The following is a 25,209-nucleotide window of genomic DNA, read 5'->3' as shown; positions in this document are numbered from 1 at the left end:
AGGGAATTATTTTACATATTTGATATAAATATAAAACTAACTATCATGAAAAAAAGAGAACCAATTAGTCATATCATGACTAAAACTGTTGTAACAGTAAATCAAAATGATGATTTGAGGAAAGTAGTTGAAAAATTAAAAACAAATTCTATCCGCCATATTCCAGTTGTCAATGGTAAAGAAGTTGTTGGCATAATTAGCCGTACAGACATTAACCGCTTAACTTTTGGCGCTTTATTTGACGGACAAGAAGGCGTTGATGAGGCAATTTTAGATATGCTGACTATTCCGCAAATTATGACCTCTAAACCTAGAACTCTTCCTTCTGATACAATTATTAAAGATCTTGCCACAACTTTTGCAAAAGAAGAATTTCATGCATTACCAGTTGTCGACAATGGAGAATTAAAAGGAATTGTAACCACAACAGACGTTATCAAATACTTTTTAGAACAATATGATTAAATAAAAAAAGGGAGCTAAATGCTCCCTTTGTATTTTTATCTGCTTTGCAACCATCCTTCCGGATTGTTATTTGATGTATTTTGTAGAATCAAAAATTTGATGATTGTTTTTCCTGTATCACCGCTTGTTCTAACTTTTCCAATATTTTGTTTAATTGTTACCTTATCTCCCTGACTAACCGAAACTGAACTTAAGTTTTGATATACCGTGAAAAAATCTCCATGCTGAATCACAACTGCTTTATTTACTGGTGATAAAACGATTACTTTAGAAACTTCTCCAGCAAATACTGCTCTAGCACTTGCGCCATCTTCTGTCGTGATCTCAACCCCAGAATTATGAACTGTAATTGATGGATGCAATGGGTGCGGCTGATCTCCATATCCAAGAGAAATAAATCCTTTTTCTACCGGCCAAGGCAATCTTCCTCTGTTTGCTTTAAAATCTGCGGCAAGAACTTTATCTTCTGGAGTCATCGCAATTTTAGAAGAAGAAACTGGAGCCGTTTTTGTTTCTGTTGAACCTGCAGCTTTTGCTCTTTCAGCAGCCGCTTTTCTGTTGGCTTCTGCAATGGCTTCACGAATTAAACGGTCGATTTGTTTGTCAATACGTTTCGCTTCATTTTGTTTTGATCGAATATCGGCAGCGATTTTGTTTTTATCCTTTTTAAGTGCATTAACTAATTTCTGCTGCTCTTTTTTCTCCGCTTCAAGCGTAACTTTCTCTTTTTGATTTTCAGCAATAATCTTCTTTTTTACTTGTCTCTGACCATCCAATTTTGCATTAAAGTCTACTAATTGAGCTGTTTTTGACTGAATTTCAAGACCTTGATTTTTTCTAAAATTTGTGTATTGCTTTAAATATTGTGCTCTTTTATAGGCTTGCAAGAAACTTTCAGAAGATAAAATAAACATGGCACGACTTTGCTCAGAACGGCTTTTGTATGATTTTAAAATCATTTCCGCATAATCTTCTTTTAGAACTTTTAGCTCTTTTTTAAGTTTATTAACCTGAACTTGATTAATATACATGTCGTTACTAATCAGTTTTTCTTGTTTGGCTGTCGTATTAATTAATTTCTCTTTTAGCTTGATTTTGTTGGACTGAATTAAATATTCGCTCACAGCAGATTTCTCTTTTTTTCGAACCGATTGAAGCATCTTTTCGTTGTCTCTGATTTCCTGCTGAATTTGAGCTTTACGCTGCTCCAGTTTTTCTTGCTGCGAATCTTGCGCCCATACAAATGTAGTGGCACAAACTAAAACTAGGCTTAGGAGAAATTTTGGCATGTTTATATTTTTATTTTTGCAAATTTACTTAATTGTAACTTTTTTATAACCGCTTGGAACACTATACGGAAAAGAAAGTTCTTCATTAAATGAAATATTGTTGTAATTCAAGTTAATACTTGTTTTGCCTTTTGGCTGAACGGCATTGATTTCGATACTCGTTGGCAATGTTCCTTGATCAAAATTTTTAGTATCTGAATAAGCAATTTGTAAGGTTCTGTTTTCTGATGGCTGAGAAATCTCTTCTTTCTGAATTAAATATTTCTCTCCGTCTAAGAAAAAGGTTTTCTTTAAATTGGCATCTTTTTCTTCATCTAATCTAAATAGATTATCTACAATAGTCTGCGTATATTTTCCTTTTCTTAAATCATCAAAAGCTTCTCCAACTAATAGATTCTGAACTTTTGTATAATCTAAATCTGTCCCTAACCATTTGCTCAAACTTGTAAAATCGCCTTCGTAATAAGTTCCATTCATTTTTTCGTAGTAACTTACTGCAGAAGGTGTTATTAAAGCTTTTGCCATTGTGATTCCTAAGAAACGTACGCTTATTAAAATCTGTTTGTCTTTTTCGATTCTAATCTCAGCTGTAACATTTTGGCTTTGTTTTTCATCGGCATATTTTGCACTTGCTTTTATGTACAAAGTAGAAAAATCTAACTTATTGTTATAATGTTTTTCGATTACTTTTTTATCTTCTTTTGGTGCAATTATTTGGCTTGTATTACCTTGCACCGCTACTGCTTTTGATTTACATGAAATTACAGCAATAGACAATACTAGTATTGATATATATTTTTTCATTTGAATTCTCTTTTATTTTTTCTTTTTTAATAATTCATTTGCCTTCAAAATGTATTCCTCTTTTTTCTTTGCATCTCCTAGTCCATTGTATGCCTCTCCTAACTGAATATTAAAATTGGATTCTAATTTTACGTCATCTACTACATAATCAAGACCCATTTCTAAGACGGTTTTTGCATTTTTAAATTGTTTCTGCTGATTGCTTCCCAAACCAGCATAGTAATAAAACTGAGCCTGACTCGGATAAACTTCAATCAGCATCATGGCTCTTTTGGTCATTGGTTCAAATTGTTTTGCCTGCTCGTATGCTTCTAGCAATAACATATTGGTTTCAAGATCAGTATCTGAGTTTTCCTTTAAATCTTTTTCATAATATTTAATGGCATTTTCAAACTGTCCTTTGCTATGATAAAATTTTCCAATTTCTTTGGGAACGTCAACATCTTTATCGTTATCAAAATAAGAAATGGCTTTTTCTAAATCGGCTGAATATTGTGGATTCTTATTAACATAAATCAAAAACTCATTCAAAGTTCTGTGTTTGATTTTTGAATCGATTTTTGAACTTGCTAAAATCACATTCATCGATTTAATAGCTTTATCTGCTTGATTGGCATCCAAATATCCTTTAAACAAACTTACTTGAGCCCATTCTGAATTTGGAATTTCTTTTGCCAATTGTTTCGCTACTTCCAGCGATTTTTCGTTTTCGTTATTCTTTGAATATAAAAAAATCAGATTTACATAATTGGATTCTTCTTTGGGATTTTTTTTAATCTGATCCAAAAGATTATCAATTTCAGCATTCTGATATTTTCCTTGCGATAAAATCTGAGCTTTGTAAATCTCGCGATCAGACGATTTTCCAAACTTATCGTTCATTTCGTTTATCGCCGTTAATGCCTTGTCATACTGATTGGTAATCATGTATAGCGAAATCAAATCGTCTTTATATTCTTCGTCAAAAACAATTATTTTTTGAATAATTTCAATTGCCAACGGATAGTTTTTTGTCTCGTAGCTTACGTCGTAAATTCCAAGCCAAAACCATTTGTTTTTAGGATCAAGCTGTGTCGCTTTTTCAAAAGCTTCTTGCGCATTCTGATATTGTTTAAGCGACAAGTAATTCTTTCCTAATTCAAAATAAGCTACTGCATCATTGGGTTTTAGTTTGATACATTTCTCCAATGATACAATGGCTTTATCATAATTTTCAATTCCTTTTTGTTTTAATGATTCATAGAAAGAGTCTTGATATTCGTCTGTTGCCATAGCAATATCTTCGGGTTCTGTCTGAGCAAAAACCGAAAATGATGTGCTGAATAAAGCAAAAAACAAAACCGTAAAAACTCTTTTTTTCATCTTTTGTAAAAATTACATTTTAAACAAAACGAAACTCCGCTAATTTTTATTTTACTCTAAAATAGCATAATCTCCAATACTAATGCTTGTAAAATTACCATCATAACTTACATGATTTCCGATCATTGCATTATCAAGATTAGCATTTTTTATTTGAGAATAAGTCTGAATCAAACTGTTTTGGATTGTACTGTTGGTTACATGGCATCCTTTTCCAAGAGAAACATTCGGACCAACTGTAGTGTTTTTCAAAACCACATTTTCTCCAATATAACAAGGAGGAATAATTGTTGAATTTTCTAAAGTCACGCCGTAATCTACCAAATGCTCTCCGTCGTTATGAAGGAAACCTAGCATTCTTGTGTTAGTTTCAACAGTAACATCTTTGTTACCACAGTCCATCCACTCGTCAACACTTCCAGTTTTGAAAACTTTTCCGTTTGCCATCATGGCTTTGATACCGTCATTAATCTGATATTCTCCACCATTTTGAATGTTATTATCTAAAACATTTTGAAGTTCGTTTCTTAAAATTCCAACTTCTTTAAAATAGTAGATTCCGATAACAGCTAAATCGCTAACAAATTCTTTTGGTTTTTCAACCAATTCTATAATTTCATTATTCTGGTTTAATTTTACAACACCAAAAGCTTCAGGTTGCTCTACTTGTTTTACCCAGATTACTGCATCTGCTTCTGGATCTAATTCGAAATCTGCTCTAATTAATGTATCAGCATAAGCAATTACAGCGGGTCCAGACAACGAATCTTTTGCACACATAATAGCATGTCCTGTTCCTAGCGGCTGGTCCTGACGATAGATAGAAGCTTTTGCTCCTAATCCTTTAGCTAAATCTTCTAAACTTTCTACAACATCTGCTCCAAAGAAAGCTTCGTCTCCTAAAATAAAAGCAACTTCTTCAATTGGTTCTTTTAATATTTTGGCAATATCTTCAACTAAACGGTGTACAATAGATTTTCCTGCAACAGGAATTAACGGTTTTGGAACTGTTAAAGTATGAGGCCTCAATCTTGATCCGCGGCCTGCCATTGGCACAATTATCTTCATTCTTTATTTGATTTTTATGGGAAGATTAAAATCTTCATTGGGTTTGGTCTTTCTTTTCTATTATTTTACGCCAGTACTTCCAAAGCCTCCTTCTCCTCTTGATGTTTCAGAAAGTGTTTCAACTTCAATCCATTCTGCTCTTTCGTGTTTTGCAATAATCAGCTGTGCAATTCGCTCGCCATTTTCGATTACAAAATCGTCATTAGATAAATTTACTAAAATTACTCCTATTTCTCCGCGGTAATCTGCATCAACAGTTCCTGGCGAATTTAAAACGGTTACGCCTTTTTTTGCTGCCAGCCCGCTTCTCGGTCTCACCTGTGCTTCGTAACCAATTGGCAATTCAATAAAAAGACCCGTTTTAACAATGGTTCTTTCTAAAGGTTTTAACGTAATTGGTTCTATAATATTGGCACGTAAATCCATTCCTGCAGAAGCAATCGTTTCGTAATTTGGTAAATCGTGCTGTGATTTATTGATAATTTGAATTTTCATTTTTAAATATAATTTTTCTTAAAACGTCTTATTTTCTTTTCATTATTCCTTTTATCGTATCTTTTTCAAAGTGGTAAACCATATACATAAAGACTAAAAGAAGCGGAATTCCAACATAATATTTTTCTCTAAATCCATAAAATGAGATTATTGAAAATAGTATTGAAACGCCTAAATAAGCACCAATTTTGTTCATATCATAAGGAATAGGATAATATTTATTTCCTAAAACATAAGAAATAAGCATCATACTTCCGTAAGCCGAAATAGTCGCAATGGCAGAACCATAATAGCTATATTTCGGGATTAATAAATAATTTAAAATCAAGGTAACAATTGCTCCTACGATAGAAATGTAGGCTCCAATTTTTGTCTTATCTGTCAATTTATACCAAACCGATAAGTTGTTGTAAATACCCAAAAAGAAGTTAGCCAAAATAATTAGCGGCACAACTTTCATTGCTTCCCAATACGATTTGTTATCCAATAATAGATATTTTAAAACGTCTGCAAAAACAATTACACCCAATAAAATCAATGATCCTAAAATCACGAAGTATTTAGTAATAACAGCATAAGTTTGCGGAGCGTTTTCATTTTTAGCATGACTGAAAAAAAAAGGCTCAATTCCTAATCTGAAAGCTGTTGCGAAAAGAACCATAAACAGTCCTAATTTGTAACAAGCAGAGTAAGCTCCAACTTCAGATTTAGCTAAATTTTCTGGGAGTAAATAACCTAATAGAATTTTATCGAAATGTTCGTTTACGGCAAAAGCCAATCCTGCAACCAAAATCGGAAGTCCGTATTTCATCATTTTTTTCCAAAGCACAGGATCGAATTTTCGTCCAAGTGAAAGATAATTTGGAGAAAGCACAATAAATGTTGCCAAACTTGCTAATAGATTTGCAATGAAAATATAAGCAATCTGGAAATTCTGCACATATAAATTATCCCAAACAGAATTCGGATTTGATTCTGCTAGTTTTGGAAGATAGATCAAGAAAAATATATTCAGCAATAAGTTTATAACCACATTTCCAATTTTAATTGCGGCATAAACCATTGGCCTTTGATTCGCTCTTAATTTAGAAAACGGAATTAAAACCAGAGCATCTAAAACTAAAATCCATACGGTATAAGTTATATACTGAACATCAACTTCTGCTAAGTTTGCTAGTGTATTTCTAAAAATCAAACCAGCAAAAAGAAATAGAATCGAGGTCCAAAATATTGAAATAGTTGAAGTTGCAATTACGTTTTTCTTATCCTCTTCGGCACTGTAAAATCTAAAAAATGCCGTTTCCATTCCGTAAGAAAGAACTACGTTAAAGAAAACCATCCAAGACAATACGATCGAAACTTCACCATACTCAGCTGTAGGCAAAATTCCTGTATATAATCTCACTAATAAAAAACTCAGCATTCGCGGTAAAACTGTCGCCAGTCCGTAAATTGCCGTTTGCTTGAATAGATTTTTATATAATCCCAAAATATAATTCTAATAATGTTTGTAAGACAAAAATAACCATTTCTTTTGTTTAATGGCTCTTTTGTTGATGCAATAAAGAAAACTTCTATTGTTTTTAAACTGTTAATTTTTTTTCGTCTAAAATTTTCACAAAATGAAATCCTTTTGGTGCATAACCCTGATTGTAATAAAAACGATGCGCCGCAAAATTTCCTGTAAAAGCATCCAAAACTATACTGCTGCAATTCAGCTCGATTGCTTTTTTCTCTATATAATCGGTAAGCATTTTTCCTATTCCCTTAGATCGGTATTGTGGGTTAACAACAAAATTGTCTATTTCCAGATATTTCCCGGTCCATAATTTTGTAGCCGACCAACAGCCAGTCAGACCGAGACAAATGCCATCTTCAAATACTGCAATCTGGATATAATTGTGCGGAAGCATCTCAGAAAGAAATGCTTCATATTTTTCTAGAGCTATATTTGGATATAAAAATCGAATCGTATCTATTTGAGCCACCATGTCTTGAATGGTAGTAAGTTCTTGTATTTGTAAAGCCATTGTTTTTAAAAGAAATAGAGCTCAAAAATACTTAAAATATAAGGTATAGAAAGAGCATTTTTTGCTTGAAAAATAAATTTTAACAAAAAATAAAGAATTATTGTACAAAGTATTCATAAAATACTTATCTTTAGATCATTATAAAAGATGTTTTTAACAAAACATGTGAAATATATAAAATTTAGTTAAAAATTATGTAACATTTTTTTTACATTCTTTTATTAAATTTGTTTCAAAGGGAATGAGAAAGCTAGTACAACCCTTAAAAAAAAGAAAAGCACTGGGACTAATAAAGCTTGTTTGTTCCCATAAAAGACAAAGCATAAGGGATTGATTCAGCTGTAGTAACCCTAAAAAAAACAGAGCACTGGGACTAATAAAGCTTGTTTGTTCCCATAAAAGACAAAGCATAAGGGATTGATTCAGCTGCAGTAACCCTAAAAAAACAGAGCATTGGGACTAATAAAGCTAGTTTGTTCCCATGAAAGACAAAGCACGCAGAGTTATCTCTGTCTATTTTTATAAAATGGTAGTGATTCTCAACTTATAATTATAATTTGAGAATCACCATTTTATAAAGTTATTTTTAAAAAAGAATAGAACTTCCAATAAAAAAGAAAAGCCAGCTAAATGCTGGCTTTCTTTTTATATATTATGGAACGATTATCCGTTCAAAGCTTCTGCTCCACCTACAATTTCTAAAATCTCACTTGTAATTGCAGCCTGACGAGCTTTATTATAAGTTAATTTCAATTGGTTTCTTAGAGCTGTAGCGTTATCTGTTGCTTTGTGCATTGCAGTCATACGCGCTCCATGCTCAGAAGCAAATGAATCGCGAATACCTTTATACAATTGTGTTTTTAATGACTTAGGAATTAAAGCCAATACAATTTCTTCTTTTCCTGGTTCATAAATATAATCTCCAGAAACAGCAGGTGCGTCAGTTTTAATAGGAGCCAACGGTAAAAATTGCTCTACTTGAACAATCTGAGTTGCAGCATTTTTAAACTGATTGTAAACCAACTCGATTCTGTCGTATTCTCCAGTTAGAAACTTTTGTGTTAAATCTTCTGCAATACCAGCAACATTTTCAAATGTTAAATGATCAAAAATTGCATTATGATGACCGTGGATTTTATGCGTTTTGATTAAAGCATCACCTCCTTTTTTACCAATGGCAAAAACGTCAACTTGCTTTCCAGCATAAAAATCAGTACGATTTTTAATCTCTTTAATAATATTTGAATTGAAAGCACCGCATAAACCTCTATTTGAAGTTACAGCTACCAACAATACTTTTTTTACTTCACGTTGTGTAGTGTAATCTCCTCCAACTTCACCTTCTAGTGTCGCAGAAAGATCTTGCAATAACTCCGTTAATTTCTCGGCATAAGGACGCATTGCAGTGATTGCATCTTGTGCTTTCTTAAGCTTTGCAGCAGAAACCATTTTCATAGCTGATGTAATTTGCATCGTCGATGAAACGGAAGTAATTCTATTACGGATTTCCTTTAAATTTGCCATCTATTAATTAGAAAATGCGACAATTTTAAAATTAGATAATTAGAAAATGGAATCATTCTCTAACTATCTAATTTACCAATTATCTAATTAGTTATATTTTGCTGAAACTTCTTTTGCTGCTTTTTCGATAACGTCTGTAATAGCGTCATCTAATTTTCCAGCTTTCAAAGCGTTAAGTGTATCTTTATGTTTGCTGTTTAAGTAAGCTAAGAAATCTGCTTCGAATTCTTTTACTTTATTCACAGGAACATTTTTTAATAAGTTTTTAGAACCAGCATAGATAATAGCTACTTGGTTTTCAACTGTATAAGGATCATTTAAACCTTGTTTCAAGATCTCAACGTTTCTTTTACCTTTTTCAATTACATTTAAAGTAACAGAATCTAAGTCAGAACCGAATTTAGCGAAAGCTTCTAATTCACGGAACTGAGCTTGGTCTAATTTTAAAGTTCCAGAAACTTTTTTCATTGATTTAATTTGAGCATTACCTCCAACACGAGATACAGAGATACCTACGTTAATTGCAGGACGAACCCCAGAGTTGAACAAATCTCCATCAAGGAAAATCTGACCATCTGTAATCGAAATTACGTTTGTTGGGATATATGCAGAAACGTCACCAGCTTGAGTTTCGATAATTGGTAAAGCAGTTAATGAACCACCACCTTTTACGATAGACTTAATAGAATCTGGTAAATCGTTCATGTTTTTAGCGATACCATCATCAGCGATTACTTTACAAGCACGCTCTAATAAACGAGAGTGTAAGTAGAAAACGTCTCCAGGGTAAGCCTCACGTCCCGGTGGTCTTCTTAATAAAAGAGAAACCTCACGGTAAGCAACAGCTTGTTTAGATAAATCATCATAAACGATAAGAGCTGGACGACCAGAATCTCTGAAGTATTCTCCAATTGCAGCACCAGCGAATGGAGCGTAAACTTGCATTGGAGCTGGATCAGAAGCATTAGCAGCAACGATAACTGTATAAGCCATTGCTCCTTTTTCTTCTAACATTTTTGCGATTCCTGCTACAGTTGAAGCTTTTTGTCCAATTGCAACATATATACAGAATACAGGTTTTCCTGCATCGTAAAATTCTTTTTGATTTAAGATTGTATCGATACAAACAGTTGATTTACCTGTTTGACGGTCACCAATAACAAGCTCACGTTGTCCACGACCAACTGGGATCATAGCATCAACTGCTTTTACACCTGTTTGTAATGGCTCAGTTACTGGTTGACGGAAGATAACTCCAGGAGCTTTTCTTTCCAAAGGCATTTCGTATAAATCACCACCGATTGGTCCTTTTCCATCAATTGGGAAACCAAGAGTGTTAACAACACGTCCTACCATTTGCTCACCAACTTTAAGAGAAGCAATACGCTGAGTTCTTTTTGCTGTAGATCCTTCTTTAATTCCTGTTGAAGGCCCTAATAATACAACACCAACATTATCCTCATCAAGATTCAATACGATACCTTCCATACCGTTATCAAATTCTACTAATTCTCCATATTGTACATTAGACAACCCGTAAACACGAGCAATACCGTCTCCAACTTGAAGTACTGATCCTACTTCCTCTAGCGTAGCGCCAGATTCAAAACCTTCTACTTGCTTTCTTAATATTGCTGAAATTTCAGCAGGTTTAATTTCCGCCATCTTAATTTATAATTTAGACACTTTTTGTGTTATAAAACTAATTACTTAACTCTCTTTTTAATACTTGTAATCTGTTAGCAACTGAAGCGTTGTACTGATTATCTCCTATTCTCAAAATAAATCCGCCAATAATTGAAGGATCTACTATATTTTCAATTGTAATTTTTTTATCTGATAAAGTTGCAACTTTAGCTAAAACTTTAGCTTCTAAAGCAGCATCCATCGGAATTGCTGTAGTAACTTTTGCTACTTCAACTCCTTGATTTTCATCAAATAATTTATTGTATCCTAATGCAATTGCATCTAGAATTTCAAATCTTTTATTTTCGTATAATAAACGGAATAATCCTTTTGTTACTCCATTTACATTTGGGAAAACTTCTAAAAGAGCACCTTCCTTAACTTCAGCTTTTGTAGTTGGGTTTAGAATAAATGTACTCAATTCTTGATTCGTCTCAATTGCATTTGCAATTGATTTCATATCGTTATTGACAGCTTCGGCAACACCTTTAGAGTTTGCTAAGTCTAGAATTGCTTTTGCATAACGAATTGCTGCTCTTGTACTTGCCATAATCTTAGTTTAACTTTACGTCACCTAACATTTTCTCAACCAATTTAGTTTGAGATTCTTTGTTAGATAATTCTTCTTTCAATAATTTTTCAGCAATACTCAATGATAGAGAAGAAACTTGAGATTTCAATTCTGCCATTGCAGCATTTTTTTCGCTTTCGATAGCAGCTTTAGCTTGCTCAATCATTTTTTGACCAGCTTCTTGCGCTTCGTTTTTAGAATCAGCAATCATTTTCTCTTTCATTTCGCGAGCTTCTTTCAACATCGCGTCACGTTCTGCACGAGCTTCATTCAAAATTCTTTGATTGTCAGCTTGTAAGTTCTCCATTTCTCTCTTTGCGTTTTCAGCAGAAAGCAATGCATTTTTAATACCTTCTTCTCTTGCAGTAATAGATTCCATAATTGGTTTCCAAGCAAATTTTACCAAAAGCAAAATTAGTATTACCAAGATTAAAGCCTGCCAGAAGAATAATCCGAATGAAAAATCGTTAATTAACTTATCCATTTTATATAACTATATTAAATATTTAATTTCTTTTTTAAAAGTAACAACATCTTTAACCAACCGTTAAAGATGCTGTTATTTCTCTCTTTATTATTTTCCTAAGATTAAAGCAGCGAATGCTAAACCTTCTAATAAAGCCGCGATAATAATCATCGCAGTTTGAATTTTACCAGCAGCTTCTGGCTGACGAGCAATAGCGTCCATAGCAGATCCACCGATTTTACCTAAACCTAAACCTGCACCGATTACTACTAAACCAGCACCTACTAAAGTTGGAATTGTTCCCATAACTATTTATATATATAAAATTAAACTTCTAAATTAAATAATTGCTGTTTCGTCTTCGTGGTGGTGAGCATGATCATGATCTTGAACTGCCATACCGATAAACAATGATGATAACATTGTAAAGATGAACGCTTGCAAAAACGCAACTAAAATTTCAATAACAGAGATAAACAATGTCAATCCTAATGAGATTGGCAAATCTGCTGCTAAATTTTTTCCAACAAAAATCATTGCAATCAAACTCATAATTACTACGTGACCTGCAGTAATGTTTGCATACAAACGAATTAATAATGCGAATGGTTTTGTTAATGTTCCTAAAATCTCAATTGGAGCTAAGATAATTTTCATTGGAACTGGCACTCCTGGCATCCAGAAGATGTGTCCCCAATAATCTTTGTTTGCGCTAAATTGAGTAATGATGAATGTAAAGGCCGCTAAACAAACAGTGATAGCGATGTTTCCTGTTACGTTGATTCCTAGTGGAGTCATTCCTAATAAGTTCAAGATCCAAACAAAGAAAAATACAGTTAATAGGTAACCCATATATTTACGGTATTTTTTCTCTCCAATATTTGGAACTGCAATTTCATCTCTAATGAAAATTACAAGTGGTTCTAAAACTCTACCAAATCCTGTTGGGATTGGTCCTTTTTTATATGATTTTGCTAAACCAGTAAACATTAAGAATAATAATACTGATACGAAAAGCATTGATACAACATTTTTAGTAATCGAAAAATCTAATGGTTTTTCGTTTGATGGATGACCATGCTCGTCAAAGTTGATTGTTCCGGCAGCATCTGTTTTGTAAATTTTACCGTGAACTAATTTGTAGAAATTTCCATCAACCTCTGCAACTTCTTCTCCGTGGTGTAATTTTGAAGAAGAGAAAACTTTTAAACCACCATCAATTAAAATAACTGGTAATGGAAAACCGTAGTGTTTATTTTCTTTTTCATCTGAAAAGAAAACAAAATCGTGAGAATCTTGTAAGTGGTGATCAATAAATGCATCCACTTTTGCCTTTGGATCTAGAGCAACATGCTCTCCTTCTTCGTGAGCATTATGTGAAACTACTTTCTCTTCGTGAGTCGTTTCAGTTTGAACATGCGTCGAATCATTCTCTTGATTTGCAAAACCCATAATAGGTAGAGAAGCTACAAAAGCTGCAAGAATAAAGCTGAGTGGTTTGTTTGAAATCACCATATCGTGGAAAATCTTATTTTTTTACGTTTCTAAAATTTGGTGCAAAGGTACATTTTTTATTAATATTCAAAAGGATATGAAAAATTATTTTTAAACCTTGTTTTAAAGAATTGTTATTTTAACGCTTTTCATTTAATAATCGGACAGTTAAAAGGGTCTGAAATAACAAAAACAGCACAAATGTTACAAAAAAACTAACTTTTTCAACATTGCTTTCTCCAGCTTTGTCTTTTAAGATTGGCTGCAAAACTAAATAGGCTAATAACATTTGTGCAAAAGTTCCAAATAAAAACGTCATCCCGACGATTTCAAAATTCTTCTTTTTTACTATTAATAATATAAGGTATAATAAAGACGAAATTGCAAAGAAAAATATATACAGTAATTCTAAACTGTAATGAAAATTCTCTGTACCAATTTCACTAAAGAAAAAAACTGCTTTATGAACAATATAAGTTCCTAAAGCAAGACATAACAAATAAAAAATCGGTTTGTAATTTTTTGAAAGCATTTGAAATAATTTTTGTGCAAAGATGCAACTTTTATCTCAAGGCGTTTTTATTTACAAACTACTTTGTTTTATTGATATCATTTACTTGTCGGATTACATTGTACAATGCAACTCCAACGCCGGCTAATACAAATATGGTGTTATAATATACTTCTGGACTTGGATGCTTCTCGTCGAGCCAGGTTCCGAAATAAGAGAATACAAAAATAATTACTCCCATTTGAAATGGAATATTAATAAATGCCATCCATTTATTTCTCCTATTATTGTTCGGCTCCTTTTCCATCTTCTAACATTATTACTGTGTTTGAATGGGCAAGCATAGTGCAGGTTGCTGTAAAGTCGGCTCCTGGTTCTATTGAAAGTTTTCCCACTGCTACATCTCCATGTATTTGAGCGGTAGATTTAATATTAAGGGTTTCAAGAACCTTTATTTTTCCGTGAAATTCGCCTTCGATGTCTGCATTGTTACAGATAATTTCTCCTTTAACAACCCCTTTGGCCCCAATTACAATTTTGCCCTGCGAAGTAAAATTTCCGATCAATTCGCCGTCTAATCTAAAATCGGCTTTAGAGACTATATCTCCTACTATTGAGGTTCCTTCAACTATTCTATTTGTTTTTCCTAATTGTTCAGTTCCGTTTTTTTTTACTTTTTCAAACATGGCGGTTAAGATTTAAGGGGTTTTTGGGGTAAGGTATGTATCTAGATTCTTTTTAATCTGAACAATTTTGTAATTATCGGCTGATATAATTATTGCTTGATCTGGGATTCTATATTTTTCATCATTTTTGAAAACACCAGCAACATCATTTGCATAGGCTTCAGATTTTAAACCATGAATAACTACAAAACTTTCTGTTTTATTGTATTTATCCAGAGATGTTGTCAATCTTTCGTAGTTTTCAACTAATAAAAATACTCGAATTGCTTCTTCAATTCTTTTAACTGTTTTGGTGTCGTTATTAGCAACTCGATATAAAATTTTCCAGTTTTTATTATCGGTTGTCGTAAAGTTAAGTTTCTCTAAAACAGGAACTTGTTTTTCTAGAATTTCTCTAGCGTTTCTGCCCTCTTCACTATTCGGATAATTAACTGCTACATTCTCAAGACCTTTTTTATAAGCTTCTAAACCATATACTTTCCCTAAAGTATTGGCTTTTAGCAATTCGTATTTCGAAACAATATCGTCTCCAGAATATTGGTTAATTAAATTATCAATATTTGCCAAGACTTCATTAAAATGTTCTTCTTCAAAAAGTTTATACCATTTTTGATATTCTTTGTCTGGACTAGAATTTGGATCGTCTTCTTTATTGTTTAAAATGTGAGCATATCTAGAATCTGGATATTTCGAAGAAATCTCTGCTTTTATAGCTTCAGCTTTTGCCGGATTTGTAATCTGATATATTTTGTACAAATTATACATCGACGGCAATACTAGTTTTTCTTCAGGATTATTCTGAAGTAATTGCTCTAGTTTGTTACTAGCCAAATTATATTCTTTAAACTTCTCCTTATATATAAGTCCTAATTGGTAGTATGAAAAATTACGCTCTTTACCAATACTATCCATCGCCGTTTGCGAAGTCGGAAGCTGTTTAACATAATATGCTACAGTATATTTTTCTGGTACAATAGTATCTTTCAGTGCGTTTGCAACTTCTTTAGTAACAATTGTATCATTCATTGCTTCATTATTAGCCGCTTTAATTCCTGCCAATCTCCAGTTTCCTGCCATAGTTCTGCTACCCCACATTTTCTTGAATTGGAGTTTTCCGTAAGCAACCGTTGTTGGATTATAAAAATAGAATGAACTTGCAATATCATTTCCGCCGGGAGGCATTCCTAGACCTTCTGGTTCTGATGGTTTACCCAAAGACTGCGGATTTACCGCTCCGTTTCCTGGAGTTTGTGCCTGAGAGTTTCGATCTATATTGGCCAATCGTTCTTTTTCTTTTTCTTCAAAAAGTTTTTTGGCTTCATCTTTCTTTTTAAGTTCGGCAATATAATTTTCGAAATAATCTTTCTTTTCGTTTGGCGGAAGATTGTATACCTTAATAATACTATCGTTGCGTTTTGCAATAGCTTCGTATTTAATTACGTCATCAAGATTTTTTCTGTTTTTTTCTATAAAGGCAAATTCTCTGGTTTTAGGATCCAGTTTTACTAAAGTACTGTCATAATACTTTGCTGCCATCGAATAATCTGTATTTTTAAAATACATGTTTCCAATGTTTCTATAAGCAGAAGCCATCAAATATGGATCTTTAGATTTTCTTCCTAAAGATTTATTATAGAACAGCAATGCATTTTCTTGATCTTTATTTTTATCAAAGAAAACTCCCATTTCATAAAACAGCAGATCATAATAAGGACGGTTTTCTCGATCTTCCACCAATTTATTATAGGCTTCGATAAACATATTTTTATCTCCGTTTTCATAATCAAACATCTGTGCTTTTCTGGCGTAAGCGTGCATCATGTACTTACGATCTGCTTTTCTGTTTAAATCTATTACGGCGTTATAAAAATAAATGGCGCTGTCTCGCTGTCCTTCTGCCTGATACATTTGGCCAAGAATAAAACGATATCTTGCGCGCTCTTCATTGCTTCGTGTAAATTGTTCTGCAATTCTAAGTTTAGAAACGGCACTGTCTTTCTCTTCCAAATTCAGATAAGCTTCTGCCAAAAGAGCATTGGCATCTGCAAAAGTCTGCTTGTTTAGATCTGTCTTTTTAAGTAAAATTTTGATGTTCTTAAGAGCAATGGCATCATTGCCTAAACGCATATTGGTTTTTTCTCGCCAGATTTTTGCCGTATAAATATTGTTGCTTTCCGGATATTTGTATAAAATATAATTGAAAGCCTCAATTGCTGGAATAAAACGCTGATCGTAATATCTTGCTTTTCCAAGCATAAGATAAGCTTCGTCAATCTGCCAGTTTCTTTCTCTTCCACCAATATTCATGGAATGTTTCTGAATGGCTTTTGTCGCTTTTGTCTCTGCTTTTTCAAAATCAGGATTTTTAGCTTTTTCGCCTTCAGAAAAATTTTCATCAAACTGCATTTTTTCAATTGGAAGCAGTTTCCAGAAATTATCTTCGTTATTGGCTTGAATAGACTTTAAACCTTTTTCAAGACCAATTCCCCCGTTGTATAGAATATTATACTTTGTTCCAATCGAATGGGAACTTCTAGCCAAAAAGGTATTTTTTTTGGTAGAACAAGCTATCAAAAAGAATAAAAAAACGAGAGTAAAACTATATTTAAGAGTATTCTTTTTCAATAGAAAAGAGTTTAAAACAGATAACTACTAAAAATCGGTTTTAGTATATTCACTTGTAAAAATACGCTTCTTTTTGAAATATAGAAATTCTTACACAGCAAAAAATAATTCTAGTTCTTGTAAGGTTTCTTTTGAGGTCTGAATATCTTTGACAATTTCACCTTTATTAAGAGCAACAATTCGATTGCAAACCTCTACAGTATGCTGTAAATCGTGACTTGAGACCAAAACGGTTACATTTGGATCATCGGCCAATTCTTTAATTATTTTTTTTAATCGGCTTACCGTTGTTGGATCTAAATTGGCAAAAGGTTCGTCTAAAATAACAACTTCTGGATTTCCTATAAGTGTGGCAATAATACCCACTTTCTTCTGATTTCCTTTAGACAAATCTCGAAGGTATTTTTTGTTCTTTAAAATTTCTCCGTTAAAAAACTCTTCATGTTTTGCCAGCAATGCATCAATATCTGCCTTGTTCTGATTGCGTAAATCGCCGATAAAATAAAAGTATTCTTCTGGAGTTAAATATCCGATAAGGAAATTTTCGTCTAAAAATGATCCTGTAAAAGATTTCCAGTTTTCGCTTGTATTTACTTGAATATCATGACTTTTTATATATCCTGTTGAAGGTTGGATAAGATCTAATAGCAAACTAAAAAAAGTTGTTTTTCCAGCTCCGTTATTTCCGACCAAACCAAAACTTTGTCCTTTTGGGATTTCTAGATTGCTGATGTTTAAAACTGTTGTTCCGTTATATGTTTTTGAAAGCTGATTTACTTGTATCATGGTGTAATTTTAGATTGTTGATTTAAGATTTTAGATTAATTATCTAATTGACTCATTTTCTAATTCACTAATTAACTCTTTTGTTTGTAAGCACTTATCGTGCTGTACTTTTCTTTTTTGTACCTCTTTTCTATTAATGAAAACACTTTTTCTTTAAAGATAAAACCTAAAACTCCAGCTCCTGCAACCAAAATTAATGCTACGGTTTTATCTGCAAAATGAAGTCCGAGCCAATATAATAATAACGGAAGAAATATTTTTGGCAAAGACAACAGCATGGCACTTACATTAAATGCTTTTTTGTCTCCAAAAGCTCCACCAGCATTGCTTAAATCGATTGGTGTTTTGGTAAATGCTCCACCTAAAAGAACTAAATGAGAATTTACTCCAATATTGTAAATCGCTCCTACAACGATTGTTAGGTAAACTTCCCATCCGTAAAATAAATAGAATGATGCCAAAATTGTCGAAATGAAAGTTGCAATAACAACAAGCCACCATTTAGATGTAATATAACCTCTGTACGGAATATTTTGCGTCATCATTAATTGATAATACGAACTGTCCCAGCTTGGTACAAATTGTCCAAAGACAAATAGAAATCCTCCCGATACAAATATTCCCGCAAAAATATGCATGGCTGGCGGCTGATGTGTGTTTCCGAAAAAAATCAATCCGTAGAATAAAAAGATCACACTCATAACAATAGTAGTTTTTGATCTTTTATTTCTTTTGATGAGTTTAATGTCGTTTTTAAGAAAAGTCCCCAAAGTTCCAAACTGATTCAGCCAAGCCAGATTTTCTGTTGATGCAATATCTTGTTTTACAGATAGACCTGCATCTAGATATAAATTCTTTTTGAAGTATTTAAAAGTAAAAATATAAAGTCCTATTAATATTAAAATCGGAATTAAAAATACTCCGTCAAGATCATAGAAATTCTGAAAAAATGGAGTTGTAAATATCGTGATATCAAATAACTTGTAATATTGCGCTCCTCCCAAAACTACAATCAATAACACAAATACAACAAACAATTTGTCAATATTACTCAAGATAATATTCAGGAAATTGTTGATGTATATCATGGCCATTATTCCTAAATGCCAGAAAATGATTTCGATAACATCATATCCATTTAAAATTAGCACGACTGAAAACGGAATAAAAAATAGAGCATGTATCCAGTTAAAAAAAGATAAAGCCGTTTTGCCTAAAGAAAAATGAACGATTGTTGGTTTCTTGAAAGGGAGAACCAGTAAAGGCTTGATATTCAAAACAGGAATTGACTGCAATAGCAATCGAATTACTAAATCGAATAAAAAATAATAAATCAGAAATTTGTTTACTGTTACCAATGGTTCCAATTTCATTTCCTTCAGCACATAAAACGCTCCCACTCCCATGCCAATAAAAATTAATGAAAAATAGATCATCAAAAATCCCATTATAATTTTCATTGCCAGGTTTTTACCGAAAGATGCCGACCTAATAAAAGCCTTCCATTCGAGATAAATAAACTTCTTAATCATGGTTTATGGTTTTAGTATTTTTGTAGTAAGAGACCAAATGTAGGAAAACGTTACAAAAAAAGTTAAAAAAAATAATTTCGTGCTAAACTTTTAATAGTCGTTTGCTACTTTTGCATAAAAATTTTATCATGCCTTCATTCTTAAAACTTATAATTAAAGAGGTTAAACGTGAGACTGCAGATGCGGTTTCTATTCTTTTTAATGTTCCTGAAGAACTAAAATCTGACTATAAATTTATAGCAGGCCAATATATAAATTTAAAACTAACTCTTGACAACCAAGAAATTAGACGTGCTTATTCTATTTGCTCTGCACCAGATAGCGGCGAATTAAGAATTGCTGTAAAAGCAGTAAAAAACGGTCTTTTTTCTCAGTTTGCCAATACTACATTAAAGGCAGGAGATGTTCTTGAAGTAGGTCAGCCAGAAGGAAAATTTACTTTTGAGCCAGATGCTGAGAGACAAAAAAACTATGCTGCATTTGCTGCTGGAAGCGGAATTACTCCGGTTCTTTCTATTATAAAATCGGTTTTAAAAAATGAGCCAAAAAGTTCATTTGTATTGGTTTACGGAAACAAAACTCCTGAAAGTACAATATTTCACCAAGAACTTCACGATTTACAGCTACAATATGTAGGCAGATTTTTTGTGCATTATGTATACAGTCAGGCAAAAGCGGAGAATGCTTTGTTTGGAAGAATTGAAAAATCGGCCGTAAATTTTGTTTTAAACAACAAACACAAAGAGCTTCAATTTGATAAATTTTTCCTTTGCGGACCAGAAGAAATGATCAATACTGTTTCTAATGTTTTGAAAGAGAAAAATGTAAAAGAATCTGCTATTAAATTTGAGCTTTTCACTTCTTCTTCTGAAGAGCATGCGATTCAAGGTTCACAAGAAGGTCATACAAAAATCACGGTTTTAGTTGATGACGAAGAGACTACTTTTGAAATGTCTAAAAAACAAACGATTCTTGATGCTGCTTTAAAACAAGGTGTTGATGCACCTTATTCTTGTCAAGGAGGAATCTGCAGCAGCTGTTTAGGACGTGTGACAAAAGGAAGTGCAGAAATGACAAAAAATTCTATTTTAACAGATGGTGAAATTGCTGAAGGTTTAATTTTAACTTGCCAAGCGCATCCAACTTCAGAAACGATTTATGTAGATTATGACGATGTTTAATCGTTAAAAATCCTAAAATATAAAATTCCAAATTCCAATTTTACCGTTGGGATTTGGATTTTTTTTTTGTGTTTATCTTTCCTTCATAGCATTTCCAGGTAAATTCTTCGATTTAAAAAAGTGTCGAAAAAGCGTTTATATTTTTGAGTATTTTTTAAAAAATGTCCTAAAAATTTATTAAATTAGTAGCACGCTCAAGACTGATATATCTTTTATCTACAAAGATAAATTTTGTAAAGCTGCATTTAATTGTTAACACGTTTAAAACATTAAATATCATGGAAATGCACCACTACCTCCGTCTAACTTTTATTTTGCTTTTTGTAATAACTGCTCTATTCTGTGGCTATTTTATAATTAAAGCAGGAAAAAAAAGAAAAACGCCTAAACTTCTTTCAAAAGAAGAATACAATTCTTCAACTGCTAAAGGAATTAAAGAAGTATCAATCTCTGATAATTTCTTTAATATATGGCCTTATGTAAGCGAATTAAAAGCGGCTAAAATTTTATCGAAAAAAATCAAAGAATCTGAACTGGTGCATAAAGTTTACCGAAATTCAGCTGAAGATAGAGAATACATTTTGCTGGCTACCGAAAAAGAAAATCAATTTGTTGAAGTGGTAGTTGACAAAAACAAAAAGAAAGTACTAGGATATCTCTTCTTAAGTATGTAAGATATAGTCTTACAAAGTAAAAAAATTAGATCTTTGTCAAAGTTTAAAATCTTGATAAAGATGAAATCAATACGTGAAATATTTAAAAATAACCCATCACTTTTGGAAGAACCAGAAGTCATTCAGCTTGTCGATTATTGCTCAGAATTGCAAGATGAAATTGTAGAATTTAAATTTCAAAAGACAGATAATAAAGAACTTCCGATGCTGGATATGATTAAGGAAGTTATAAAAGGCTGTGAAGCCTTAGAAAAAGAACAAATGGAACACGAACGATTTGGTTATGATGCTCCAGATTATCAAGCTACAATTGCAAATCTTAAAAACTATATTTACCGCAGATGCCGTGATGAAAAGATTTGGCTTTAAGCGAAATTCCAATAAAAAAAATCCAAATTCCAACTTTTAAATTGGGATTTGGATTTTCTATTTCTATTTCTATAAATCTTTGTCAAAGTTTAAAACTTTGACAAAGAGAATATTCATTCTCAATTTTGGGATTTGGAATTTGGAATTTTTAAATTGGAATTTTAAATCAATTTATTGATTTTAGAAACCACATCTTCTGGAGAAATTGTTCTCATTGCATCTTCATATCCTTCAACAATTTTGTTTCCGTAGACTGAAGTTGGCAATTTAGGGTATACATTTCTATCTGAAGTTAATGCATTTTCTAAGCTTTGATTGAAAGGCAAAAATCCCGCATAAGGATGTGTTGCACCCCAAAGCGTAACTACTTTTACACCCAGCATTGCAGCGATATGTGCATTGCCAGAATCCATAGAAAGCATGACATCAAGATTGCTTATCAATTGTAATTCTTGCTGAAATTTAATTTTTCCAGCCATATTAATTACATTTTCAAAAGGCTGCGCAAGAGCATCTAAAATTTCAATTTCTTTCTTTCCTCCACCAAAAAGTAAAACTTTATTCGATGAATTAGCAGCCAATTTTTCAATTACTTCTTTCATCAAATCTACAGGATAAACTTTAGAATCGTATTGTGCAAAAGGCGCGATACCAATTAGTTTTTGATAATTCTCTCCAATTAAATTGGTGATTTCCGCGCTTAAAACTGCTTTTTTAGGAAATTGAGGATGAGATAAATCTACCGAAAAGCCAAGTTCTTCAAACACTTTTGCATGTCTTTCAAACATAGTTGGCAATTGTTTAAAAATCTTATTCTCAGCTCTTGTCAATTCTTTTTTTCCTTCACGACCTTTATCAACAGTTGCTCTTTTTTTTCCGCTTAAAGCGAAAAGTAAGCTCACTACCTTAGATCTTAAAACGTTATGAAAATCTGCAAAGGCATCAACCTTTAGCTTTTTTACATCACTATATAAACGCAAAAGTCCCAAAAATCCTTTATGTCTTTCTTTTTCATCAAAAGCAAAAAAATCGAGATTAGGAATTCCGTCAAAAAAAGATTTAAAAAACGGGCGAGAAATAATGGTAAGTTTTACCTCTGGATATTGTTTTACAAAAGCGCGTAAAACAGGAACCGTCATGGCGACATCTCCCATTGCGGATAGTCTCATGACGGCTATATGCTTAATTTTGCTAGACAAGTCTGCCAAATTATTATTTTTTATTTTGATATAAAACTGGGTTCAACTCATCGTCGTTGTACATTTTCATTTGTTTGTACACTTTCATGAATTTATCACCGTTTTCGATATCTGTCAGTAATTCTTCAATTGCTGTAGATAAATCTGTTCTTTGCTCCAAAAGAACATTTAATTTTTCTTGACATTTATCTCTGTGCTCTTGAGAAGCTTCTGCACGATTAGCTTCTTCATGCATGTGATAAATTTTTAAAGCCAAGATAGACAATCTGTCAAAAGCCCAAGCTGGACTTTCAGAATTGATTTTTGCTCCGTCTTTTACTTTTACATCGCTATATTTCTGCAAAAAATAACTGTCTATATATTCCACCATATCAGTACGTTCCTGATTTGATGCATCAATTCTTCTTTTTAAAGTTAATGCCGCAACTGGATCGATCTGCGGATCACGGATAATATCTTCAAAATGCCATTGAACGGTGTCAATCCAATTTTTTAGATATAACAAATGCTCGAACTTATCTTTTGGATAAGGATTATTAATCGGCTGATCAACATTATCAAATTTATGATAATCTTTAATACTTTGCTCGAAAACAGAATATGCTAATTTTGAAAACATGTTTTTATTTTTTTATGAAACAAAGATACTTTTTATACTTTTATACTGCGAAAAAAAGCTATTATTTTTCGTTTTTATATTTTATTCGTTAATAAACTTAAATTTCACCATGAAAATTCATTATATCTCTGAAAACAACAGTGTTCTTAACCATTTCCTTGGACAAATTAGGAATGTAAATGTTCAAAATGACAGTCTGCGTTTTCGCAGGAATATTGAACGCATTGGAGAAATTATGGCTTACGAACTGAGTAAAATTTTACCATACAAAGAAGTTGAAATTCAGACACCTCTTGGAATTAAGAAGACTACTGAAATTGATACCGATTTAGTATTGTGTCCTATTTTAAGAGCTGGATTGCCTCTTCACAATGGTTTTCTCAATTATTTTGATCACGCAGAAAACAGCTTTGTTTCTGCCTGCAGATATCATCCAAATAATGATGATGAATTTGAAATTCGGGTTGAATATCAAGCGATTTCAGATTTAAATAACAAAACTGTTCTACTTCTTGACCCAATGTTGGCAACTGGACAATCTATTGTTGCTGTTCACGAGAAATTAGTAGAAAATGCTACTCCAACAGAAATTCACATTGTTGTCGTTATCGCAGCACCAGAGGGAATTGCTTACTTAGAAAAAAATCTTCCAGAAAACTGCCATTTATGGGTTGCTTCTTTAGACGAGAAACTAAATGAGAAAAACTACATTGTTCCTGGACTTGGAGACGCTGGCGATCTTGCTTACGGAAGTAAATTATAATTGAGAGAAAAAAGTAAATAAACTACACGCAATCAAGGTGTAGTAAACAATCTCGTTGTTCAATTTCTGCTGCATATATTCGACATGGCTTGTTGCCATAATAGTCAGCGGAGCAATGCTAAACAATAACAAGTCATTACTTTTATTTGGCGAAACGATGTAAACAAAAGCGGCTATAAAAAAGCAAGCTACAATTTTCTTGTAAGAAGAATGTACAATTTGTGGTCTGTTTGATAGCGTCATTAACATTGAAGTAACAAAAAATAAAGCAACTGCAGTGTATATCGAAAGTGCGGCATTTTCGTAATTATTCTTAAAATAATCAATTCTAAAATCGATTACAGCTCTTTCCTGAATAAAAGCTACAGCATCGAGATTTATAATTAATGAGGTCATATAGAACAAAATCGTTACGGCCAAAAGTGCAATAAAAGGTAGAACCCAGTTTCTATAATCTCTTGAAACGTGAAAAATAATCGAAATGTAGACCAATATAATGAAGAGAATACTCCAAAATTGAAATAAAGAAGCTACAAAAATCCAAAATGCAGCATCAAATATTTTTTCTTTGGATGCTTTTAGAGATTGTAACGAAACCAATCTTCGAAGTGCCAATAAAATGAAAAAATTGGCATAAATAACATTGGAATTATTGAATATCGTTGGAAAAAATAAAATAAACAATAAGTAAAAAAGTATCGCGTAACCATTGTCTTTACTGAGTCCGTTCTTTTTTACGATAAAATTAATCATAAAAAAAGAAGCCAAAATAAAGCACAATAAACTCACTTTTTGAAAAGCCAAAAAATAAGAAGTAACCCAAGTTGGGTCTTTAATTTGGAAGATGAAAAAGAAAACCAGTATTAAAATTACAACCAAGGAATAATTTAATGGTGTAGATTTTTTAAAAACACTTGTTATCATAAGGATATTTTATACTTTTGTGATTGTAAAGATAATACTTGTTTAAAAGGAAAGTCCTAACAAGTTGAAAAAAAGATTTGGTTAGC

The 25,209-nt window shown here is 32.5% G+C and carries 27 protein-coding genes; 5 read left to right on the top strand and 22 right to left on the bottom strand.

Features of this window, described 5'->3' with window-relative positions; genetic code table 11:
- The first annotated feature begins 45 nt into the window (after positions 1–45).
- Positions 46–465, top strand: a complete 420-nt coding sequence (locus J7574_RS02580) for a CBS domain-containing protein (protein WP_290963786.1) — start codon at positions 46–48, stop codon at positions 463–465.
- Between the two features lie 35 nt (positions 466–500).
- Here J7574_RS02580 and J7574_RS02575 read toward each other — a convergent pair whose 3' ends face one another.
- The 19 genes from J7574_RS02575 to J7574_RS02485 all read right to left on the bottom strand — a co-directional run bounded on the left by J7574_RS02575 (position 501) and on the right by J7574_RS02485 (position 19,394).
- A complete protein-coding gene (locus tag J7574_RS02575; RefSeq protein ID WP_290963783.1) occupies positions 501–1,754 on the bottom strand; it encodes a peptidoglycan DD-metalloendopeptidase family protein in 1,254 nt (417 codons plus the stop codon).
- A 24-nt stretch (positions 1,755–1,778) separates the two neighbouring features.
- Positions 1,779–2,558, bottom strand: coding sequence for a DUF4292 domain-containing protein (locus tag J7574_RS02570; RefSeq protein WP_290963780.1), 780 nt, complete (start codon positions 2,556–2,558; stop codon positions 1,779–1,781).
- Positions 2,559–2,570: 12 nt separating this feature from the next.
- A complete protein-coding gene (locus tag J7574_RS02565) occupies positions 2,571–3,920 on the bottom strand; it encodes a tetratricopeptide repeat protein (RefSeq protein ID WP_290963777.1) in 1,350 nt (449 codons plus the stop codon).
- A gap of 51 nt (positions 3,921–3,971) precedes the next feature.
- A complete protein-coding gene (locus tag J7574_RS02560) occupies positions 3,972–4,988 on the bottom strand; it encodes a sugar phosphate nucleotidyltransferase (protein ID WP_290963775.1) in 1,017 nt (338 codons plus the stop codon).
- A gap of 60 nt (positions 4,989–5,048) precedes the next feature.
- A complete protein-coding gene (gene dut, locus J7574_RS02555) occupies positions 5,049–5,483 on the bottom strand; it encodes a dUTP diphosphatase (RefSeq protein WP_008465845.1) in 435 nt (144 codons plus the stop codon).
- 28 nt (positions 5,484–5,511) lie between these two features.
- Positions 5,512–6,972: an oligosaccharide flippase family protein gene (locus tag J7574_RS02550; RefSeq protein WP_290963772.1), complete on the bottom strand. Its 1,461-nt coding sequence runs from the start codon at positions 6,970–6,972 to the stop codon at positions 5,512–5,514.
- A 94-nt stretch (positions 6,973–7,066) separates the two neighbouring features.
- Positions 7,067–7,513, bottom strand: coding sequence for a GNAT family N-acetyltransferase (locus tag J7574_RS02545; RefSeq protein WP_290963769.1), 447 nt, complete (start codon positions 7,511–7,513; stop codon positions 7,067–7,069).
- Positions 7,514–8,176: 663 nt separating this feature from the next.
- On the bottom strand, positions 8,177–9,037 hold the full coding sequence (atpG, locus tag J7574_RS02540) for an ATP synthase F1 subunit gamma (protein ID WP_290963766.1): 861 nt from the start codon (positions 9,035–9,037) through the stop codon (positions 8,177–8,179).
- A gap of 87 nt (positions 9,038–9,124) precedes the next feature.
- The gene (atpA, locus tag J7574_RS02535) at positions 9,125–10,702 is read right to left on the bottom strand and encodes a F0F1 ATP synthase subunit alpha (RefSeq protein ID WP_290963763.1); all 1,578 of its coding nucleotides are present in this window, start codon (positions 10,700–10,702) and stop codon (positions 9,125–9,127) included.
- A 37-nt stretch (positions 10,703–10,739) separates the two neighbouring features.
- Positions 10,740–11,273, bottom strand: coding sequence for an ATP synthase F1 subunit delta (gene atpH, locus J7574_RS02530; RefSeq protein ID WP_290963760.1), 534 nt, complete (start codon positions 11,271–11,273; stop codon positions 10,740–10,742).
- A gap of 4 nt (positions 11,274–11,277) precedes the next feature.
- Positions 11,278–11,778, bottom strand: a complete 501-nt coding sequence (locus J7574_RS02525; protein WP_290963757.1) for a F0F1 ATP synthase subunit B — start codon at positions 11,776–11,778, stop codon at positions 11,278–11,280.
- A 90-nt stretch (positions 11,779–11,868) separates the two neighbouring features.
- Positions 11,869–12,066: an ATP synthase F0 subunit C gene (gene atpE / locus J7574_RS02520; RefSeq protein ID WP_008465835.1), complete on the bottom strand. Its 198-nt coding sequence runs from the start codon at positions 12,064–12,066 to the stop codon at positions 11,869–11,871.
- Between the two features lie 33 nt (positions 12,067–12,099).
- The gene (gene atpB / locus J7574_RS02515; protein ID WP_290963743.1) at positions 12,100–13,275 is read right to left on the bottom strand and encodes a F0F1 ATP synthase subunit A; all 1,176 of its coding nucleotides are present in this window, start codon (positions 13,273–13,275) and stop codon (positions 12,100–12,102) included.
- Between the two features lie 118 nt (positions 13,276–13,393).
- Complete coding sequence (locus tag J7574_RS02510; protein WP_290963742.1) at positions 13,394–13,786, bottom strand: hypothetical protein; 393 nt, start codon at positions 13,784–13,786, stop codon at positions 13,394–13,396.
- 58 nt (positions 13,787–13,844) lie between these two features.
- On the bottom strand, positions 13,845–14,072 hold the full coding sequence (locus J7574_RS02505; RefSeq protein WP_290963739.1) for an AtpZ/AtpI family protein: 228 nt from the start codon (positions 14,070–14,072) through the stop codon (positions 13,845–13,847).
- Positions 14,050–14,451 (bottom strand): polymer-forming cytoskeletal protein, encoded by a 402-nt coding sequence (locus J7574_RS02500; protein WP_290963737.1) that lies wholly within the window; start codon positions 14,449–14,451, stop codon positions 14,050–14,052. The genes J7574_RS02505 and J7574_RS02500 overlap by 23 nt, the downstream gene beginning before the upstream one ends.
- A gap of 12 nt (positions 14,452–14,463) precedes the next feature.
- Positions 14,464–16,992 (bottom strand): gliding motility protein, encoded by a 2,529-nt coding sequence (locus J7574_RS02495; protein WP_367272530.1) that lies wholly within the window; start codon positions 16,990–16,992, stop codon positions 14,464–14,466.
- A gap of 174 nt (positions 16,993–17,166) precedes the next feature.
- Positions 17,167–17,862 (bottom strand): ABC transporter ATP-binding protein, encoded by a 696-nt coding sequence (locus J7574_RS02490; protein ID WP_290963731.1) that lies wholly within the window; start codon positions 17,860–17,862, stop codon positions 17,167–17,169.
- Between the two features lie 71 nt (positions 17,863–17,933).
- Complete coding sequence (locus tag J7574_RS02485) at positions 17,934–19,394, bottom strand: DUF5687 family protein (protein WP_290963727.1); 1,461 nt, start codon at positions 19,392–19,394, stop codon at positions 17,934–17,936.
- A gap of 128 nt (positions 19,395–19,522) precedes the next feature.
- Between J7574_RS02485 and J7574_RS02480 the strand changes: the two genes are divergently transcribed.
- The 3 genes from J7574_RS02480 (at position 19,523) to J7574_RS02470 (ending at position 21,618) form a co-directional block, all read left to right on the top strand.
- Positions 19,523–20,575 (top strand): 2Fe-2S iron-sulfur cluster-binding protein, encoded by a 1,053-nt coding sequence (locus J7574_RS02480; protein WP_290963725.1) that lies wholly within the window; start codon positions 19,523–19,525, stop codon positions 20,573–20,575.
- Positions 20,576–20,853: 278 nt separating this feature from the next.
- A complete protein-coding gene (locus tag J7574_RS02475) occupies positions 20,854–21,249 on the top strand; it encodes a hypothetical protein (RefSeq protein WP_290963722.1) in 396 nt (131 codons plus the stop codon).
- Positions 21,250–21,309: 60 nt separating this feature from the next.
- Entirely contained in the window at positions 21,310–21,618 is a 309-nt protein-coding gene (locus tag J7574_RS02470; RefSeq protein ID WP_290963719.1) for a hypothetical protein, read from the top strand.
- A gap of 161 nt (positions 21,619–21,779) precedes the next feature.
- On the opposite strand, the gene J7574_RS02465 is transcribed toward J7574_RS02470, so the two are convergent.
- Positions 21,780–22,787 carry a glycosyltransferase family 9 protein gene (locus J7574_RS02465; RefSeq protein ID WP_290963716.1) on the bottom strand — a complete coding sequence of 336 codons (1,008 nt, stop codon included), beginning with the start codon at positions 22,785–22,787 and terminating at the stop codon, positions 21,780–21,782.
- A 43-nt stretch (positions 22,788–22,830) separates the two neighbouring features.
- The gene (locus tag J7574_RS02460; RefSeq protein ID WP_290963714.1) at positions 22,831–23,436 is read right to left on the bottom strand and encodes a DUF4254 domain-containing protein; all 606 of its coding nucleotides are present in this window, start codon (positions 23,434–23,436) and stop codon (positions 22,831–22,833) included.
- A gap of 109 nt (positions 23,437–23,545) precedes the next feature.
- On the opposite strand from J7574_RS02460, the gene upp reads away from it, so the two are divergent.
- Positions 23,546–24,199 carry a uracil phosphoribosyltransferase gene (gene upp / locus J7574_RS02455; protein WP_290963713.1) on the top strand — a complete coding sequence of 218 codons (654 nt, stop codon included), beginning with the start codon at positions 23,546–23,548 and terminating at the stop codon, positions 24,197–24,199.
- Here upp and J7574_RS02450 read toward each other — a convergent pair.
- A complete protein-coding gene (locus J7574_RS02450) occupies positions 24,194–25,123 on the bottom strand; it encodes a DUF6427 family protein (protein ID WP_290963711.1) in 930 nt (309 codons plus the stop codon). The two genes, upp and J7574_RS02450, sit on opposite strands and share 6 nt — an antisense overlap.
- Positions 25,124–25,209: the final 86 nt, after the last annotated feature.

The organism is Flavobacterium sp. (assembly GCF_017744675.1).
In the GTDB taxonomy this organism is placed as follows: domain Bacteria; phylum Bacteroidota; class Bacteroidia; order Flavobacteriales; family Flavobacteriaceae; genus Flavobacterium.
Note: the sequence above shows the minus strand (reverse complement) of the source record. Positions and strands in the feature narration are given on the sequence as shown.

Coding starts and splice junctions, on each gene's coding strand:
- J7574_RS02580 (WP_290963786.1), top strand. CDS start 46: ATGAAAAAAAGAGAACCAATTAGTCATATCATGACTAAAACTGTTGTA.
- J7574_RS02575 (WP_290963783.1), bottom strand. CDS start 1,754: ATGCCAAAATTTCTCCTAAGCCTAGTTTTAGTTTGTGCCACTACATTT.
- J7574_RS02570 (WP_290963780.1), bottom strand. CDS start 2,558: ATGAAAAAATATATATCAATACTAGTATTGTCTATTGCTGTAATTTCA.
- J7574_RS02565 (WP_290963777.1), bottom strand. CDS start 3,920: ATGAAAAAAAGAGTTTTTACGGTTTTGTTTTTTGCTTTATTCAGCACA.
- J7574_RS02560 (WP_290963775.1), bottom strand. CDS start 4,988: ATGAAGATAATTGTGCCAATGGCAGGCCGCGGATCAAGATTGAGGCCT.
- dut (WP_008465845.1), bottom strand. CDS start 5,483: ATGAAAATTCAAATTATCAATAAATCACAGCACGATTTACCAAATTAC.
- J7574_RS02545 (WP_290963769.1), bottom strand. CDS start 7,513: ATGGCTTTACAAATACAAGAACTTACTACCATTCAAGACATGGTGGCT.
- atpG (WP_290963766.1), bottom strand. CDS start 9,037: ATGGCAAATTTAAAGGAAATCCGTAATAGAATTACTTCCGTTTCATCG.
- atpA (WP_290963763.1), bottom strand. CDS start 10,702: ATGGCGGAAATTAAACCTGCTGAAATTTCAGCAATATTAAGAAAGCAA.
- atpH (WP_290963760.1), bottom strand. CDS start 11,273: ATGGCAAGTACAAGAGCAGCAATTCGTTATGCAAAAGCAATTCTAGAC.
- J7574_RS02525 (WP_290963757.1), bottom strand. CDS start 11,778: ATGGATAAGTTAATTAACGATTTTTCATTCGGATTATTCTTCTGGCAG.
- atpE (WP_008465835.1), bottom strand. CDS start 12,066: ATGGGAACAATTCCAACTTTAGTAGGTGCTGGTTTAGTAGTAATCGGT.
- atpB (WP_290963743.1), bottom strand. CDS start 13,275: ATGGTGATTTCAAACAAACCACTCAGCTTTATTCTTGCAGCTTTTGTA.
- J7574_RS02510 (WP_290963742.1), bottom strand. CDS start 13,786: ATGCTTTCAAAAAATTACAAACCGATTTTTTATTTGTTATGTCTTGCT.
- J7574_RS02505 (WP_290963739.1), bottom strand. CDS start 14,072: ATGGAAAAGGAGCCGAACAATAATAGGAGAAATAAATGGATGGCATTT.
- J7574_RS02500 (WP_290963737.1), bottom strand. CDS start 14,451: ATGTTTGAAAAAGTAAAAAAAAACGGAACTGAACAATTAGGAAAAACA.
- J7574_RS02490 (WP_290963731.1), bottom strand. CDS start 17,862: ATGATACAAGTAAATCAGCTTTCAAAAACATATAACGGAACAACAGTT.
- J7574_RS02485 (WP_290963727.1), bottom strand. CDS start 19,394: ATGATTAAGAAGTTTATTTATCTCGAATGGAAGGCTTTTATTAGGTCG.
- J7574_RS02480 (WP_290963725.1), top strand. CDS start 19,523: ATGCCTTCATTCTTAAAACTTATAATTAAAGAGGTTAAACGTGAGACT.
- J7574_RS02475 (WP_290963722.1), top strand. CDS start 20,854: ATGGAAATGCACCACTACCTCCGTCTAACTTTTATTTTGCTTTTTGTA.
- J7574_RS02470 (WP_290963719.1), top strand. CDS start 21,310: ATGAAATCAATACGTGAAATATTTAAAAATAACCCATCACTTTTGGAA.
- J7574_RS02465 (WP_290963716.1), bottom strand. CDS start 22,787: ATGAGACTATCCGCAATGGGAGATGTCGCCATGACGGTTCCTGTTTTA.
- J7574_RS02460 (WP_290963714.1), bottom strand. CDS start 23,436: ATGTTTTCAAAATTAGCATATTCTGTTTTCGAGCAAAGTATTAAAGAT.
- upp (WP_290963713.1), top strand. CDS start 23,546: ATGAAAATTCATTATATCTCTGAAAACAACAGTGTTCTTAACCATTTC.
- J7574_RS02450 (WP_290963711.1), bottom strand. CDS start 25,123: ATGATAACAAGTGTTTTTAAAAAATCTACACCATTAAATTATTCCTTG.